The sequence below is a fragment of the Brevibacillus sp. WF146 genome (assembly GCF_001673705.2).
Taxonomy (GTDB): domain Bacteria; phylum Bacillota; class Bacilli; order Brevibacillales; family Brevibacillaceae; genus Brevibacillus; species Brevibacillus thermoruber.
In genome coordinates this window covers 4142159-4158088 of record NZ_CP109943.1, presented here as the reverse complement: position 1 = coordinate 4158088, position 15930 = coordinate 4142159, and the positions used below count along the sequence as shown (strand labels likewise).

At 59.6% G+C, this 15930-nt stretch carries 14 protein-coding genes; 10 read left to right on the top strand and 4 right to left on the bottom strand.

What is annotated here, in order from left to right; translation table 11 throughout:
• Nucleotides 1–148 precede the first annotated feature (148 nt).
• The 3 genes from A6764_RS20580 to A6764_RS20570 all read left to right on the top strand — a co-directional run bounded on the left by A6764_RS20580 (nucleotide 149) and on the right by A6764_RS20570 (nucleotide 2316).
• Nucleotides 149–1195: a DUF3048 domain-containing protein gene (locus A6764_RS20580; protein ID WP_029100796.1), complete on the top strand. Its 1047-nt coding sequence runs from the start codon at nucleotides 149–151 to the stop codon at nucleotides 1193–1195.
• A 110-nt stretch (nucleotides 1196–1305) separates the two neighbouring features.
• Nucleotides 1306–1596 (top strand): YerC/YecD family TrpR-related protein, encoded by a 291-nt coding sequence (locus tag A6764_RS20575; RefSeq protein ID WP_029100795.1) that lies wholly within the window; start codon nucleotides 1306–1308, stop codon nucleotides 1594–1596.
• A gap of 18 nt (nucleotides 1597–1614) precedes the next feature.
• Nucleotides 1615–2316: a heptaprenylglyceryl phosphate synthase gene (locus tag A6764_RS20570; RefSeq protein WP_029100794.1), complete on the top strand. Its 702-nt coding sequence runs from the start codon at nucleotides 1615–1617 to the stop codon at nucleotides 2314–2316.
• A 105-nt stretch (nucleotides 2317–2421) separates the two neighbouring features.
• Here the strand turns inward: A6764_RS20570 and A6764_RS20565 are convergent, their stop codons facing one another.
• From A6764_RS20565 to A6764_RS20555, 3 genes are all read right to left on the bottom strand, one after another.
• Nucleotides 2422–3354: a hypothetical protein gene (locus A6764_RS20565; RefSeq protein ID WP_065067687.1), complete on the bottom strand. Its 933-nt coding sequence runs from the start codon at nucleotides 3352–3354 to the stop codon at nucleotides 2422–2424.
• 2 nt (nucleotides 3355–3356) lie between these two features.
• Complete coding sequence (locus tag A6764_RS20560; protein WP_065067688.1) at nucleotides 3357–3746, bottom strand: RNA polymerase sigma factor; 390 nt, start codon at nucleotides 3744–3746, stop codon at nucleotides 3357–3359.
• A gap of 269 nt (nucleotides 3747–4015) precedes the next feature.
• A complete protein-coding gene (locus tag A6764_RS20555; RefSeq protein ID WP_065067689.1) occupies nucleotides 4016–4846 on the bottom strand; it encodes a glycerophosphodiester phosphodiesterase in 831 nt (276 codons plus the stop codon).
• Nucleotides 4847–5291: 445 nt separating this feature from the next.
• Here A6764_RS20555 and A6764_RS20550 point away from each other — a divergent pair, with 445 nt between their 5' ends.
• The 7 genes from A6764_RS20550 to A6764_RS20520 all read left to right on the top strand — a co-directional run bounded on the left by A6764_RS20550 (nucleotide 5292) and on the right by A6764_RS20520 (nucleotide 14940).
• Nucleotides 5292–6101: a VanW family protein gene (locus tag A6764_RS20550; RefSeq protein ID WP_065067690.1), complete on the top strand. Its 810-nt coding sequence runs from the start codon at nucleotides 5292–5294 to the stop codon at nucleotides 6099–6101.
• 226 nt (nucleotides 6102–6327) lie between these two features.
• A complete protein-coding gene (pcrA, locus tag A6764_RS20545; protein WP_065067691.1) occupies nucleotides 6328–8649 on the top strand; it encodes a DNA helicase PcrA in 2322 nt (773 codons plus the stop codon).
• A 42-nt stretch (nucleotides 8650–8691) separates the two neighbouring features.
• Entirely contained in the window at nucleotides 8692–10707 is a 2016-nt protein-coding gene (gene ligA / locus A6764_RS20540; RefSeq protein WP_029100789.1) for an NAD-dependent DNA ligase LigA, read from the top strand.
• A gap of 48 nt (nucleotides 10708–10755) precedes the next feature.
• Complete coding sequence (locus tag A6764_RS20535; protein ID WP_029100788.1) at nucleotides 10756–11637, top strand: WD40/YVTN/BNR-like repeat-containing protein; 882 nt, start codon at nucleotides 10756–10758, stop codon at nucleotides 11635–11637.
• A 64-nt stretch (nucleotides 11638–11701) separates the two neighbouring features.
• Nucleotides 11702–12766, top strand: a complete 1065-nt coding sequence (locus tag A6764_RS20530; RefSeq protein WP_176703328.1) for a CamS family sex pheromone protein — start codon at nucleotides 11702–11704, stop codon at nucleotides 12764–12766.
• Between the two features lie 309 nt (nucleotides 12767–13075).
• Nucleotides 13076–14623 carry an L-glutamate gamma-semialdehyde dehydrogenase gene (gene pruA, locus A6764_RS20525; protein ID WP_065067692.1) on the top strand — a complete coding sequence of 516 codons (1548 nt, stop codon included), beginning with the start codon at nucleotides 13076–13078 and terminating at the stop codon, nucleotides 14621–14623.
• Nucleotides 14624–14799: 176 nt separating this feature from the next.
• Nucleotides 14800–14940, top strand: coding sequence for a hypothetical protein (locus tag A6764_RS20520; RefSeq protein WP_176703327.1), 141 nt, complete (start codon nucleotides 14800–14802; stop codon nucleotides 14938–14940).
• On the opposite strand, the gene A6764_RS20515 is transcribed toward A6764_RS20520, so the two are convergent.
• Nucleotides 14919–15830 (bottom strand): diguanylate cyclase domain-containing protein, encoded by a 912-nt coding sequence (locus A6764_RS20515; protein ID WP_065067693.1) that lies wholly within the window; start codon nucleotides 15828–15830, stop codon nucleotides 14919–14921. The genes A6764_RS20520 and A6764_RS20515 overlap by 22 nt on opposite strands.
• Nucleotides 15831–15930 lie beyond the last annotated feature (100 nt).

The following is a 15930-nucleotide window of genomic DNA, read 5'->3' as shown; positions in this document are numbered from 1 at the left end:
CTGTCGTTTGGTAACATTGTAGCACAGCGCCGTTCGCGATGTGTGGGAGGGGCGTATGAGAATCGTGGAAAACGTGTGGAAGCAGGATTCTCCTGTCACGCGCAGAAAAGAGAGGGAGTCGAAGAGAAAACTGGAAAGGAGCGCTCCCATGCGACGACGCATCCCATTCACGTTGACGCTGCTGACTCTGGCGCTGCTCACGGCGTGTACCGGAAAGCCGGGCGACACCCCGCCCCAGCCGGAGCAGCCGCCCGCTCCCCGCGTGGAAACACCTCCGACCGAACAGCCGAAAGACGCCTACACCGCCCCGTTTACCGGCCTGGGAAGCCCGGTGAAGCTGGAACAGCGGCCGATTATGGTGATGATCAACAACGCGCCGCCCGCACGTCCGCAGTCCGGGCTGAACCAGGCGGACCTGGTGTACGAGGTGCTGGCGGAGGGGGAAATGACCCGTCTTCTCGCCGTCTTTCACAGCCAGCGGCCGGACGTGATCGGCCCGGTGCGCAGCATTCGCCCGTATTTTATCCAGATTGGCGTCGGACTGGACGCCGTGCTCGTACACGCGGGCGGCAGCCCGGAAGCGTTGGGGACGCTGGCCCGTTCCGACTACAGCCATCTGGACGAGATTCCCAACGGCCGCTATTTTTGGCGGGAAACGTTTCGCAAGGCGCCGCACAACCTCTACACCAAGCCCGACCTGATTGATCAGGCGATCCGCGACAAGGGCATGCGGACGCGGGGCGAACTGCCGCGCCTTTCCTTTCTGCCGGCCGATGCCGTGATTGCGGAGGGAGAGCCGGCCCGTCAGATCGACATCACGTTCCATCCGCTGAACAAAGCCGGCTTCCAGTACGACGCCGAGAAAAAGAAATACCTGCGCCTGACCGCAGGCAAGCCGCACCTCGACCTGACAACCGGCGAGCAGCTTTCCGCCGCCAACGTGCTGGTGATCGCCGCCCGACACCGCGTGCTGGACAAGGAAGGACGGCGCCAGGTGGATGTCGTCGGACCGGGAGACGGCTATCTGTTTCAGCAGGGAACGGCGCGCAAGATCAAGTGGAAGCGGCAGGGCGGCGTCATCCGCGCGTACGAGGACGCGGCCTTGACCAAAGAACTGCCGCTGCTGCCGGGAAACACGTGGGTGGAGATCGTCCCCAACGCACCGTCGCTGTCCCACTATGTGAAATTCCAATAGGGACTTGCGAAGCGGCGGCATATCTTCTAAGATTAAGATAGCCTCGGGGCTTTAGTGCTTGAAAATTTTACAGCGAAAAACTTTCCCTGCGAAATGATGGGGTGATCGTGATGCAATTGGAAAAACTGAAAGGAAAAGGGATCGAGCAGCTTTTTGAAGCGATTCTCTCCCTGGAAACCATCGAGGAGTGCTATCGCTTTTTCGACGATCTCTGCACCGTGAACGAAATGCAGTCGCTGGCGCAGCGCCTGGAAGTGGCCCGCATGCTGCGCAAGGGCTACACGTACAACCAGATCGAAGCGGAGACAGGGGCGAGCACGGCGACCATCTCCCGTGTGAAACGCTGCCTGAACTACGGCAACGACGGTTACCAACTGGCGCTGGAGCGGATCGGCAAATAGAGTGGGAGGCAAACATCGGTGATTGACTATCGTGGCTGGCGCCATACCTTCAAACTGGACCCGGACAAAGCGATCGGTGACGAGGCGTTGGAAGCGCTGTGCGAATCGGGGACGGATGCGATCCTCGTCGGCGGCACCTACGGCGTGACGTACGACAACACGCTGGAGCTGATGTCGCGGATCCGCCGCTACGCGGTCCCGACCGTGCTGGAAATCTCCTCGCTGGATGCGGTGGTGCCAGGCTTTGACGCCTACTTCATCCCGCTGGTGCTCAACGCGGGCGATCCGGACTGGATCTTTGCGCCGCACGTCTCCGGCCTGAAGGCGTACGGTTCCTACATCCACTGGGAGGAGATCTTTACGGAAGGCTACCTGATCGCCAACCCGGCGGCAGGCGTGGCACAGTTGACCAAGGCCCGTCCGATCGCGGACAGCGAAGAGGCCAAGGCCTACGCCCAGGTGGCCGTCAACATCTGCCGCCTGCCCATCGTCTACGTGGAGTACAGCGGCACCTACGGCGACCCGGAGCTGGTCCGGGCCTGCCGGGCGGGAGCCGAAGGGGCGCATCTGTTCTACGGCGGCGGCATCCGCACGCCGCAGCAGGCGGCGGAGATGGCGGCGATCGCCGACACCGTCGTGGTGGGCAACGTGATCTACGACGACCTGCAGGCGGCGCTCGCGACGGTGGCCGCCGTCAAAGGCGTGCAGAAGAAGCGGTAAGGAAAAGGAAGGAGACTCATCGCGAGTCTCCTTTTCCATGTGCAGACACAGTGACGGATGGGGGAAGCCAACAATCTGAAAGCGTCAGAAATGACTGACGGCGAATCAGTCCAAAAAACCCTCTGCTGCTTTCAACAAATCTGCTTTCGTAGCATCCCCCGTTTTGGCGTAGAGCTGATACATGCGGCTTCGATTGGTGCCGGGAATCTTGCTGCCGATCCATTTCAACACCTGCATCTCTTCCCCCGACGGGTCTGTGAACGTGGCATACAGCGCGTCGAAGTCGGAAAGCGGCACTTTCTCCAGAGAGGTATAGGGAAAACCGACTTCTCCCGCTCCGGAGCCCACGTCATCAATCCAGACGGTGATCTGCCTGTCCTGGATGCGATATATCGCGTTTGCCTGCCTGATGAAATCCCGCTGCAGCGGAACCTGTTTCACCGCTACCTGCCTGTTGTTCTTAACGGCTTCCTCCCGCATCACCTGAAGGTATGCCTCTTCATCGTAGCTCGCTCGGTCTATTTCAAAGTTCAATGACCCTTCGACAAATCGGTAACCGCCCGCCAATTCTTCCGGAATGTCTGCAAACAGGCCCAACTGGTCTTGGAATGTGGAAAAATCGGAAATGACCAGGCTCTTTTGCTTGTAGTAATGGGATTCCATTTCCGGACGATCCGTTCGTTCATAGACAAGGTAAGCCGTTCCCGGCGAAAAGCGCTTTTCCAGTTCGGCCAATTCCTGGTCAGCCTTTGTCTTCGCAGGCTGCATTCGCTCTTCTTTGCCGACGATCCGGGCCGGTTCGATTTTGTACGAGAAACGTCCGCTCCTGTCTGTTATCTCATCGATGTTCAGTGCCGCCAGACCTACTGAGGACGTAAAAGCCAGACTTCCCGCCAACGCAATCAGGATGCGTCTTTTTCGAGCTGCTTTTCGCCTCGTGACCAGCTTTTCGATGCGCTGCCGAATCCGGTCGTCAAGTTCCTCGGGAACCGGCATTTGTTTGTGGAATTGAGAAATCCCTTCCCATATCTTGTCCATGGTCAAACTCCCTCCGCTTCCAGACGGTCAAGCGGTGCCAACTGGTTGAGGAGAGCCTGCACATCCATCACCTCTTCCCGCGCCGGCGTTTCGTGTTCCGGCTCGCCGGACAGTTGCTGCGACAGTGTGAGAGCACGCTGCCGCTTCTGCAGTTGGGCTTTGCACTCATTGATCACGATGCGGATGAACCACGAGGAAAAATAGCGGTTGTCCCGCAGGGTTTCCAGATGGAGAAACGCTTTTTCCACCGCGTCGCAAACAGCGTCCATGCTGCTCTCCTGATCGTTCAGATACGAATAGGCAACGCGGTACGCCTTGTCCTTTACCTGCATGACTGCCTGTGCAAAGCTCTCACCATCTCCTTTTTTTGCCTTCTCGATGAAATCCGTCATCTCGTTGCCTCCTTCCTCCCATTTATTAGATAGCCGGACTCGCGAAATGGTTTTTCGTTCCCATCTGTTAATGTGGAAAAAATTCCAATAATCGACATCTTTCATATGTTACTATGGTTGTGAAACGGCCAAAATCTCATATTTTCCCAATGGGTGAGGAGCGCTTATGAAACAAAACAAATCCCGTCCGGCACCAAAAAAAGGGCGCCCGTACCCTGTGAGGCGGCCCTTTGTCTGCTTTGCCCGACGCATGGTGTGGCTGTTGGCGCTTATCTGCGATGGCTGCGCGGCACGTAATCCGGAAAGTCGGTAATGATGCCGTCGACGCCCGCAATCAGCAGCGGCTTCACCTCTTCCCGTTTGCGAACGGTCCAGGCGAAGACCTGCATGCCGCGTTCGTGGATGCGGTCTGTCAGATCGGCGGTCACCAGATTGCGGCTGGGGTTCACGTAGTTCGCATAGGTCGCAAACTCGTCCAGCATCGCGTCCGTCAGTTGACTCGCCTTGTTGGTCAGCACGCCGATCGGAATGTCCGGCAGGAGCTTGTGAAACCGTTTCAGCGAATCGAAGTGGAAGGACTGCACAATAACCCTGGCGCTGCGGGGCTTATCCATGCCGCGCTTCCGCAGGGCGTCGGCCACCCTTTTTTCCACGCCCGGATACAGCTCCGGCGACTTCAGTTCGATCAGGATGCCGACTTTGCCGCGGAATTCGTCCAGCACCTCGTCAAGGGTGGGGATCGGTTCCCTGGCAAAGGCGGAGTGGAAGAAACGGCCCGCATCCAGCCTGCGCATCTCCTTGAAGGTGAGGGCGCCCACCCTGCCGGTGCCGTCGGTCGTCCGGTCGATCGTATTGTCGTGGATGACCACCAGATGACCGTCCCTGGTGACCTGCACGTCAAGCTCGATGTAATCCGCCTTCATCTCCACCGCCTTGCGAAACGCGGCCATGGTGTTCTCCGGCGCGTAGCCGGAGGCGCCCCGGTGAGCGATCGTGTCTGCCCGGTGGTAAGTGAGATCGTTTGCGGCGGCCAAAGCGGCAGCCGGCTGAAACAGCGCCGTCAACAGGGCGGCGGACAAGGTGATTCCCGTGCGAAACATGCGCATCTCCTCCCCTGAATACCAGTATGTGAATGTGCGGACCTTTGGTTGCAGATGGAATGATTGGTCTATGAATGATCCTTGTGGTAAGGGGATGATTGAGAAGGCTTATATTGATCCGCTCGCCACTGCTTGATTACTACTATGCTGAAGCAGTCAATCAGTATCATTTGTTCCGGTCTGGTTTGGAGAGCTTGGGAATACCGGTTTGTATCTTGGATTCAACCGCTGCCGTTCATGATTTGTCATTACAGTACGCATCGCAATATCAGTTAGAGTCGTTTGACGACTTGCACTTTGCGATGTCCCAGGTTAACAACTGTGACTATTTTGCAACACTTGATGGCGATTTTGTACATGGAGCATTTATAACAAATCCTGTTCACACACGAATACTTAAAATTGCGTAAATGATCCGAATTGACGCCGGAAAGGGAGGAAGCAAATGAGACCTGTCGCGCGAAGCCGGCTGCGGCTGGCGGCGGGAGTGTGTTTCTACCGCCTGAAACGGTACGCAGAGTGGCTGCTGGGGGGAAAGCGGTATTCGCGTAAAAAGCAAAGCGAATTCCTGCCCCATCTGCACATCCGTCATCAGACGCCGCTCCTGCGTCGGCTCAAGAATGTGGACATGTGGATGCAGCACAACAAAATCATCAATCTGCGCTTGGCTGCCGAACGGCTGGACGGGGTGATCGTTCGTCCCGGGGAGACCTTTTCCTATTGGCGGTTGATCGGCAAGCCGACGCGCCGGAAAGGGTACGTGGAGGGCATGCTGTTGTCACACGGCCGCGTGCTGGCCGGTGTGGGGGGAGGGCTCTGCCAGCTGTCCAACCTGCTGTACTGGATGACCCTGCATACGCCGCTGACGGTCACGGAGCGGCACCGGCACGGCTACGACGTGTTTCCCGACGCCGACCGGACCCAGCCGTTCGGCAGCGGAGCCACCTGTTTTTACAACTACCTCGATCTGCAAATCGCCAACCAGACCCAGCAATCCTTCCAGCTGCACGTGTTTCTCACCGACACCCACCTCGTCGGTGAGTGGAGAGCCGAATACCCTCCCACGCGGCGGTACGAAGTGTACGAGAAGGAACATGCCATTACCCCGGCCATCTGGGGCGGCTACGAGCGAACCAATGTCCTGCACCGCCGGGTGTACACGCTGGACGGGGAATGGCTGGATGACGAATTCATCGCGGAAAATCGCGCAATGATGATGTACGAACCGCTGCTGTCGTCCCATCAATCCCGCTGACAGCGATGCGGGGAAACGTTCGCGGATGGGCTGCCGGTGATTCCGGGCGCGCGGAGAAACGGACCGCTGCCGCTCCTGTGCGGGTACAGCGGTCTTTCCCGTTGGCAGGGATTGCCGGTTAGAGGTCTCGGATTCAACTGGAACTTGCCTTCGATCTGTGCGAAAATAGGAACATATGCTTTCGTTCGGGAGCGCTTTGACAGGCAAGAAAGGTGGACGTATACATATGGCAACAGTTGACCGAATTTTAGCCGGACTGAATCCGCAGCAGCGGGAAGCGGTCCTGACCACGGAGGGGCCGGTTTTAATCCTGGCAGGTGCGGGCAGCGGCAAGACCAAGGTGCTGACCCAGCGCATCGCCTACCTGATCAGCGAAAAACAGGTGGCGCCGTGGAGCATCCTCGCCATTACCTTTACCAACAAGGCGGCGCGGGAGATGCAGAGCCGCGTGGCGTCCATCGTCGGCGCGGGAGCGGAGGACATCTGGATCTCCACGTTCCACTCGCTGTGCGTGCGGATTTTGCGGCGGGACATCGACCGCCTGGGGATCAGCCGCAGCTTCTCCATTCTCGACGCGGGCGACCAGCTGTCCGTCGTCAAGCAATGTCTCAAGGAGCTGAATCTCGACCCGAAGCAGTACGAGCCGCGCGGCATCCTGGCCGCGATCAGCGGGGCGAAAAACGAGCTGACGGACCCGGCGGCATACGCCAAGCGGGCGGCCGATCCGTACAGCCAGATCGTGGCCAGGGTTTACGAAGCCTATCAGAAAAAGCTGAAGAGCAACCAGTCGCTGGACTTCGACGACCTGATCATGACCACGGTCCGGTTGTTCAAGGAAGTGCCGGAAGTGCTGGAATACTACCAGAAAAAGTTCCGCTACATCCATGTGGACGAGTACCAGGACACCAACCGGGCCCAGTACATGCTGATTTCCATGCTGGCTGACCGCTACCGCAACGTCTGCTGCGTCGGGGACGCCGACCAGAGCATTTACAAGTGGCGCGGCGCGGACATTTCCATCATTTTGAACTTTGAAAAGGACTATCCGGAAGCGAAAATGATCAAACTGGAGCAAAACTACCGCTCCACCAAGACGATTTTGCAGGCGGCCAACCAGGTAATCGCCCACAATGTCATGCGCAAGGAGAAAAAGCTCTGGACGGAAAATCCGGCCGGGGAGAAGATCGGCTGCTATCAGGGCGATTCCGAGCACGACGAGGCGTACTTCATCGTCGACACAATCAACAGGCTGATGCCCGCCTACAAGCGCTACGACAAGTTCGCCGTGCTCTACCGGACCAACGCCCAGTCCCGCGTGGTCGAGGAAGTGTTCATCAAATCGAACATCCCGTACACGATCGTGGGCGGCACGAAGTTCTACGACCGCAAGGAGATCAAGGACATTCTCGCCTATCTGCGGGTCATCTCCAACCCCGACGATGACATCAGCCTGGCGCGGATCATCAACGTGCCGAAGCGCAACATCGGGGAGACGACCGTGGAAAAACTGCAGACCTACGCCAACGCGCACGGCCTGTCGCTCTACGGCGCGATTCAGGAAGTGGGCTACATGGGGCTGCCGGCGCGCACGACCAACGCCATCCTCGCTTTTAACGAGCTGATCACCAACCTGATGCAGATGACCGATTACCTGACGGTGACGGAGCTGGTGGAAGAGGTGCTGAAGCGGACCGGCTACCGGGAGGCGCTGAAAGAGGAGAAGACGCTGGAAGCGACCGCCCGCCTGGAAAACATCGAGGAGCTTTTGTCCGTTACCCAGGAGTTTGAGCGGAAAAACGAGGACAAGAGCCTGCTCGCCTTCCTCACCGACCTGGCGCTGATCGCCGACATCGACACGCTGACGGAGGACGGGGCAGCGGAAGAAGACGTGTCCGCGGAAGGCCAGGTCGTCCTGATGACCCTGCACAGCGCCAAGGGGCTGGAGTTCCCCGTGGTCTTTCTGGTCGGCATGGAGGAAGGGGTGTTTCCGCACAGCCGGGCGCTGTTTGACGAGGGGGAAATGGAGGAGGAGCGCCGCCTCGCCTACGTCGGCATCACCCGGGCGGAAGAGCGCCTCTACCTGACCTGCGCCCGGATGCGCACCCTGTTTGGCCGGACCACGAACAATCCGCCTTCCCGCTTTTTGCAGGAAATTCCCGCAGAACTGCTGGACGGCAGCCCGGTGATCGAGGGACGCTTTGCCCGGACCGGCGTGTTCGGCCAGCGGGAAGCGGCCGGTCGTTCGTTTGGCGCGGCACCGCAAACAGGAGCGGGGCTGCGTTCCGGGACAGGCCCGCGGACGGGAGCGGGGATGGGCGCCTCGCCGTTTGCCCGGCCTGCGCAGCCCGCTGCCAAGCTGCCGGGTCACGGCGCGGCGGCAGGAATCGACTGGAAAGTGGGCGAAAAGGTGAAGCACGGAAAATGGGGCATCGGCACGGTGGTCAAGGTGAAGGGAAGCGGGGACGACATGGAGCTGGACATCGCGTTCCCCAGCCCGATCGGCATCAAGAAACTGCTGGCCAAGTTTGCCCCGATTGAACGGGCGTAACACAGGATGAAACATGAAACGGTATAGCAAAGGATGAATGAGATGGACCGATTGACGGCAGAAGCACGAATTCGCGAACTGCGGGAACAAATCGAGCGGCACAACCGTCTGTATCATGTAGAAGACCGACCGGAAATCACGGACCAGGAATACGACATGCTGATGCGGGAACTGCGCGATCTGGAAGACCTGTTCCCGGACATGGTGACGCCTGATTCGCCGACACAGCGGATCGGGGGCGAGCCGCTGCCCTTTTTTGAAAAAGTGGTGCACAAGACGCCCATGCTCAGCCTGAGCAACGCGTTTGACGACGAGGACCTGCGCGATTTTGACCGGCGCGTGCGGCAGACGGTGGGCAGCCAGACCGTCCACTACGTCTGTGAGCTGAAAATCGACGGGCTGGCCGTCTCCCTGCACTACGAAAACGGCGTATTCGTCAAGGGGGCGACCCGCGGCGACGGCACCATCGGGGAGGACATCACGCAGAATCTCCGGACGATCCGGTCCATCCCGCTGCGCTTGACCCGGCCGCTGACGCTGGAGGTGCGGGGCGAGGCGTACATGCCGCGCAGCGCGTTTGAAAAGCTGAACCGGGAGCGGGAAGAGCGGGGCGAAGCGCTGTTTGCCAATCCACGCAACTCGGCGGCCGGCTCGCTGCGCCAGCTCGATCCGAAAATCGCCGCGTCCCGCCAACTGGACACGTTTATCTACGGCATCGGCGAGCTGCAGGGCGAGAGCGTGGAATCGCACAGCGAAGGGCTCAACCTGCTGGAGTCGCTGGGCTTCAAGGTAAACCCGGAGCGGCGGGTGTTTGACAACATCGAGGACGTGATCGACTTCGTCCACGGCTGGACGGAAAAGCGGCGGAACCTGCCGTACGACATCGACGGCATGGTGATCAAGGTGGACAGCTACGCCCAGCAGCAGGAACTGGGCTTTACCGCCAAAAGCCCGCGCTGGGCGATCGCCTACAAATTCCCGGCGGAAGAGGCGGTCACGATTCTGGAAGGCATCGAGGTGTCCGTCGGCCGCACGGGGGCGGTCACCCCGACCGCCCTGCTGAAGCCGGTCAGCCTGGCGGGAACGACGGTCAAGCGCGCTTCCCTGCACAACGAGGACATCATCCGGGAAAAGGGGCTGTTGATCGGCGACCACGTGGTGGTCAAGAAGGCGGGGGACATCATCCCCGAGATCGTGGCCGTCCTGCCCGAGCGGCGAACCGGCGGGGAAGTGCCGTTTTCCATGCCGACGCACTGTCCGGAATGCGGCAGCGAACTGGTCCGCCTGGACGAGGAAGTGGCCCTGCGCTGCATCAATCCCATGTGTCCGGCGCAGATTCGCGAGGGCATCATCCACTTTGTTTCCCGGCAGGCGATGAACATCGAGGGGCTCGGAGAAAAAGTGGTGGCGCAGTTGTTTAACGCCGGCATCATTCACAGCGTCGCCGACCTTTACTATCTGCACCAGCAGCGGGACGTGCTGCTCGGCATGGAGCGGATGGGCGAAAAGTCGGTCGACAACCTGCTGGCGGCGATCGAAGCCAGCAAGGAAAACTCGCTGGAGCGGCTCCTGTTCGGCCTCGGCATCCGCCTCGTCGGAGCCAAGGCGGCACGCGTCCTGGCCGAACACTTCGGCGACATGGACGCCATCATGCGCGCCAGCGAGGAAGAGCTGACGCAGATCAACGAGATCGGACCGAAAATGGCCGCCAGCCTCGTCAACTACTTCCGGCAGCCGCAGGCGGAAGCGGTGATCGAACGGCTGAAGGCGGCAGGCGTCAACATGACCTACAAGGGCGTGCGGGCGGAGAGCGGAGCGGACCTGCCGCTGGCCGGCAAGACGATCGTCCTCACCGGCACGCTGTCCAGCATGACCCGCCAGGAAGCGGAGGAAGCGATCGCGCGCCTGGGCGGCAAAGTGACGGGCAGTGTCAGCAAAAAGACCGACTTGGTCATCGCCGGCGAAAAGGCGGGCTCCAAACTGGAAAAAGCGGAAAAATTGGGTGTGGCCGTCATGGACGAGGCCGGCTTTTTGCAGCTGCTGGAAGGGAACAAGTAGCCGTACGGCGATCACCTGCGGATGAGAATGGGAAAGGGTGTGGTAAGCATGAAACGCTTGCTGCGTGCGGGAATGGTCATAACGGTGCTGGCGCTTCTGGCAGGCTGCAGCGAGAGCGGGCGGAGCAAGCCGGTGACGCCTGCGGTGACAGCGGCCGCCATACCGGGTGACTTGACCTACCAGGACGTTCTGCAAAAAGGGGAAGTGGTGCACAACCTGACGATGACAGCGGATGCCCGGCATGTCTGGGTGGGCACCCACTCCGGTCTGTACAGCTCGACCGGCGAAGGCTTGTGGGGGCTTGTCTTCCCGCAGTTGGAGCAGGAAGACGTGGCGGGCTGGTTTGTCGATCCGCAGGACCCCCGGCAGATCTTCACGGCCGGAAGCGACGGGGTCATGCACTCCCAAGACGGGGGGAAAACGTGGACCCGGACGGGGGAAGGGCTCCCCAAGCCGGCCAACATCGGCAGCTTTGTCGGCATCCGTGAGGGCGACCAGATCCGGTTGTTCGCCTTTGTCACCGGCGAGGGCATTTACCAGTCGGCTGACGCGGGCGGCCGGTGGAAGCTGTGGCTGCCGCTGGACCAGGAAGTGTACGCGATGGATTACAATCCGCTGGAAGACCGCCTGTACGTGGCCGCACAGTACAACCTGCTCTATCACGAGAACGGGCAGTGGCACACGGAAACGGTGCCGGACGCGCAGCAGGTCTACTGTCTGGCCGTCGACCGGCAGACGGGAGTATTGGCGGTAGCCACCGAGCGGGGCATCATGGAAAAAGCGGACGGGGAATGGCGGCCGCTTGCGGCCAAGGCCCCGGAAAAGCTGATCGTGGTCGCGCCCGGAGCGGGCCCGTACAGGTGGGTGGGCATCGGTGAATCCGCCTTTGTGTACGCGCTCGCCGACGACAAGTGGACGAAGTGGAACTGATCATCCAGGCTAGAAACAAGGGCGTTTCGCCCTTTTGCAGATAAAGGGAGTACTGGTTATGAGAATGGAAAAACAATCCAAGTTCTATACGTTGGCGCTGACGGCAGTGCTGTCGGTTGTCACCGCGGGCTGCTCGCTCTGGCCCGGGGGCAACCAGGAAAACACCCTGCCGGCCAATCCCACCCTCTCTCCGGTGGTGGAGGTGTCGGAGGATTACTACGGGAGCATTCAGCCCTACAAGCCGAACCAGACGCGCGGCATGCTGGCGGAAACCCGCTACCGGATCGATTTCAGCCATCTGGAGCTGGGGATGCTGGAGATTGCCCGGGATACGTTTCCCACGGACGAGTATCTGTTTCAGGAAGGGCAGCAGATTAAACCGGACCAGGTCCGGGAATGGATCGCTCAGAACATGACCAAGGCTCCGAACGGACAGAAGAAGACGGGAATGCTCGTCCACGTGCTGGAGCACGACTATCTGGAGAGGCAAAAACAGCAGTTGTCCGGCATGGTGCTCGGCATCTCCCTGTCGCCGGTCTACCTGGACGCGACGGGTCAGGAGAAGACCTACACCACGGATGAACTGCGCGCCAAAGGGCAGCAGTTGGCCGCCCGCATCGTGCAGGCGGTCCGCGTAGACACGCCGCACGTCCCGATCGTGATCGCGCTCTACCAGGTGCCGGACAAAAACTCGTCGCTGGTACCGGGCCGGTTTATCATGTCCGGCACGGTCAACGCCAACGAATCGGCCGTGTCCAAATGGCAGAAGATCGACGAGGAGTTTTACCTGTTCCCGAGCGACGACGCGGAGAAAGCGTATCCGCAGCAGGCGCTGCAGTACGACAAGCTGATGCGGCAGACCCAGGCCTCGTTTTCGGAGTACATCGGCATGACCGGACTGGGCCGTTTCATGGGGGGGAAACTGACGGAACTGACGATCACCGCCACCGCCGAGTTCGACTCGCGAACGGAAGTGCTGCAGTTCACACAGTTTGCCGCTGCGGGAATCGATCAGTTGATTGACAAAGGCGTACACGTCAATCTGTACGTGCAGACGATCAACCAGCCGTTGGCCATCTACATCCGGCCGACCAGCGGCGAGCCGTACATGCACATTTACCGAAAATAACGATCATCTGCCGTGGGAAAACCGTACCGTTTGCGTACGGTTTTCGTTTAGCCGATGTCCGCCATGCTTCTTCTCCGGTAAGCAGCGGGGTGGCCGCGGTAAAAGAAAATCGGATGGATCGGACACACATGTGTGTATTTATGTGCAAACATTGAACACTTTTGTTCAATCATGTTGAAGCATATGCCGTGTTGATTTTCGGTAAAAATGCAAACACTATAGCGGTGGAGCAGGTCGTACAAGATTGGTATGATCCTTGCATATAATTTGGGGTGACAGTTTGGAGAACACGATAAGGAGGCGTCACAGATGCAAGTGGAATTCAAAAACGAACCGTTTACCAATTTTAGCTTGCCGGAGAACAAGCAGGCGTTTGAAGCAGCGCTTGCCAAAGTGGAAAGCGAGCTGGGCCGCGAGTACGATCTGATCATCGGCGGCGAGCGCATCAAGACGGAAAAGAAATCCCGCTCCATCAACCCTTCCAATAAAGAACAAGTGATCGGGATCGTTTCCCAGGCCGATCAGGCGCTGGCGGAAAAAGCGATTCAGGTTGCCGCCCAAACCTTTGGGAGCTGGAAAGCCGTTCCGGCAGAAGCGCGTTCCCGCTACCTCTACAAAGCGGCTGCCATTCTGCGCCGCCGCAAGCACGAATTTTCCGCGTGGCTGGTCAAGGAAGCGGGCAAGAGCTGGGCGGAAGCCGACGCCGACACGGCGGAAGCGATCGACTTCATGGAATACTACGGCCGCCAAATGGACAAACTGGCTCAGCGCCAACCGCTGACCCGCATTCCGGACGAAGACAACGAGCTGTACTACATCCCGCTGGGCGTCGGCATCGTAATCCCGCCGTGGAACTTCCCGCTGGCGATCATGGTGGGCATGACCACGGCTGCGATCGTAGCGGGCAACACGGTTGTGCTGAAGCCGGCATCCACCACGCCGGTCATCGCCGCGAAGTTCATGGAAATCCTGGAAGACGCGGGCGTTCCGGCCGGTGTCGTCAACTTCGTGCCCGGTTCCGGCAGCGAAATCGGCGACTTCCTCGTAGAGCATCCGCTGACCCGCTTCATCAGCTTTACCGGTTCCCGCGACGTGGGCCTGCGCATTAATGAACTGGCAGCCAAACACCGTCCGGGCCAAAAATGGATGAAGCGCCTCATTGCCGAGATGGGCGGCAAAGACTCCATCATCGTGGACAACGACTGCGATCTGGAGCTGGCGGCGCAGGCCATCGTGACCTCCGCGTTCGGCTTCTCCGGCCAAAAATGTTCCGCATGCTCCCGGGCGATCGTTCACCAGGACGTATACGACCAGGTGCTGAACCGCGTCGTGGAGCTGACGAAACAGCTCACCGTCGGCGACGTCCGCAATCCGGAATTCTACACCGGCCCGGTCGTTGACGAAAAAGCGTACAACAAGATTCTCGAGTACATCGAAATCGGGAAACAGGAAGGCAAGCTGATGGTCGGCGGCGAAAAAGGACCGGACAGCGGCTACTTCATCATGCCGACCGTATTTGCCGACGTTGATCCGCAGGCGCGCATCATGCAGGAAGAAATCTTCGGTCCTGTGGTGGCCTTCACCAAGGCGCGCGACTTTGACCACGCGCTGGAAATCGCCAACAACACCGAGTACGGCCTGACCGGCTCCGTGATCAGCCGCAATCGCGCGCACCTGGAAAAAGCGCGCACCGAATTCCACGTGGGCAACCTGTACTTCAACCGCAAGTGCACGGGCGCCCTGGTCGGCGTGCATCCGTTCGGCGGCTTCAACATGTCCGGCACGGACTCCAAAGCGGGCGGTCCGGACTACCTGCTGCTGTTTACGCAGGCCAAACTGGTTTCCGAAAAACTGTAAACCGCGAAACGACGAAGGCTGCCCCCATGCGGGGCAGCCTTTTTGCTGCGCCGGCCGCTCTTTTTGCCCGCACAAGGGACAAGCAAGCCGAAAAACGGGCGGATGAGTGGCGCTGGTGACCATTTATTTTGCAGGGGTGCCAAAATTGTTGGCGGTTCTCGCCGCTGGAGGGGGCGATGAAGAGGCGGCGCTGCGTTCACCACCGGCTGATGTCCCGGGGCTTGTCCGTGAAGCAGATTGTGGCGGTGCTGTACCTGGTCAGCCTGGCGGGTTCGACGTTGTCCCTTCTTCTCGTTTACTCCCTGGTCGGGGAGTAAAAGCGGTAGCCGTTTCGCCCGCCGCTCTTGGCCTTGTACAGAGCCTGGTCCGCGTGGCGCAGCAGTTGATCGGCGTCGGTGCCGTCGTGGGGAAAGAAGGCGATGCCGATGCTGGTGGTGATGGAAAACCGCTGCTTGGCTATCAACCACGGCTGCTGGAGCACGTCCAGGATGCGGGCTGCCACTTTGGCCGCCTCCGTGTCCGATTCCAGGGATGTCAGCAGGATCACGAATTCGTCGCCGCCGAGACGGGCGACCGTGTCCACATCCCGTACGCACGATGCCAGGCGTTTGGCCAGCACCTGCAAAAACTGGTCGCCGACGTCGTGGCCCCAGGTGTCGTTGATCTCCTTGAAATTGTCACAGTCGAGAAACAGGACGGCCAGGAGCTGATCCGAACGCTTTGCCTTGGCGATCGCCTGCTGCATCCGATCCAGCAGCAAGCGTCGGTTGGGAAGGCCGGTGAGCATGTCGTGGTACGCCATGTGCTCGAGCTGCGATTCCAGTTTTTTGCGTTCGGTGATGTCCCGCGTCACGGCAAACACGTGGGTGCATACGCCTTCGCTGTTGCAGATCGGGGTGAGGATGGTTTCACCGACGAACTCGCCGTAGGTGGTGAAATGGGTCGGCTTTCCGCTCGCCACCGCCTGCCGGTACATGCTGTTGAGGACGGCCGCCTTTTCTTCCGGATTGGCCTCTTCGATCAGCTTGCCGTACGCCGCTTCCGTCAGGCGGGCCGCCTGCATGGCGGCCGGGTTCATCAGCACGTAGCGAAAGCGCGGTCCCTCTTCGACTGCCATGAGGAACACCATGTCGGACATATGTTCAAAAAAACGGGTCAGAACGCTGCCGTATTGATTGATCAGCACCTCAATGTCTCGTTGTCCCATTCCCCGGTCTCTCTCCTGTAGGTAAGCTTGTACCGCCATTATAGTATAGCAATCAGCCCCCTCAAAATGATGAGGCCATGGTCGGAGTCCGGGGTTTACG

What these genes read in the sequence shown, in the direction of transcription:
- A6764_RS20565 (WP_065067687.1), bottom strand. Translation starts at nt 3,354, where the DNA reads ATGGACAAGATATGGGAAGGGATTTCTCAATTCCACAAACAAATGCCG.
- pcrA (WP_065067691.1), top strand. Translation starts at nt 6,328, where the DNA reads ATGGCAACAGTTGACCGAATTTTAGCCGGACTGAATCCGCAGCAGCGG.
- ligA (WP_029100789.1), top strand. Translation starts at nt 8,692, where the DNA reads ATGGACCGATTGACGGCAGAAGCACGAATTCGCGAACTGCGGGAACAA.
- pruA (WP_065067692.1), top strand. Translation starts at nt 13,076, where the DNA reads ATGCAAGTGGAATTCAAAAACGAACCGTTTACCAATTTTAGCTTGCCG.
- A6764_RS20550 (WP_065067690.1), top strand. Translation starts at nt 5,292, where the DNA reads ATGAGACCTGTCGCGCGAAGCCGGCTGCGGCTGGCGGCGGGAGTGTGT.
- A6764_RS20520 (WP_176703327.1), top strand. Translation starts at nt 14,800, where the DNA reads ATGAAGAGGCGGCGCTGCGTTCACCACCGGCTGATGTCCCGGGGCTTG.
- A6764_RS20515 (WP_065067693.1), bottom strand. Translation starts at nt 15,830, where the DNA reads ATGGGACAACGAGACATTGAGGTGCTGATCAATCAATACGGCAGCGTT.
- A6764_RS20580 (WP_029100796.1), top strand. Translation starts at nt 149, where the DNA reads ATGCGACGACGCATCCCATTCACGTTGACGCTGCTGACTCTGGCGCTG.
- A6764_RS20535 (WP_029100788.1), top strand. Translation starts at nt 10,756, where the DNA reads ATGAAACGCTTGCTGCGTGCGGGAATGGTCATAACGGTGCTGGCGCTT.
- A6764_RS20530 (WP_176703328.1), top strand. Translation starts at nt 11,702, where the DNA reads ATGGAAAAACAATCCAAGTTCTATACGTTGGCGCTGACGGCAGTGCTG.
- A6764_RS20575 (WP_029100795.1), top strand. Translation starts at nt 1,306, where the DNA reads ATGCAATTGGAAAAACTGAAAGGAAAAGGGATCGAGCAGCTTTTTGAA.
- A6764_RS20555 (WP_065067689.1), bottom strand. Translation starts at nt 4,846, where the DNA reads ATGTTTCGCACGGGAATCACCTTGTCCGCCGCCCTGTTGACGGCGCTG.
- A6764_RS20560 (WP_065067688.1), bottom strand. Translation starts at nt 3,746, where the DNA reads ATGACGGATTTCATCGAGAAGGCAAAAAAAGGAGATGGTGAGAGCTTT.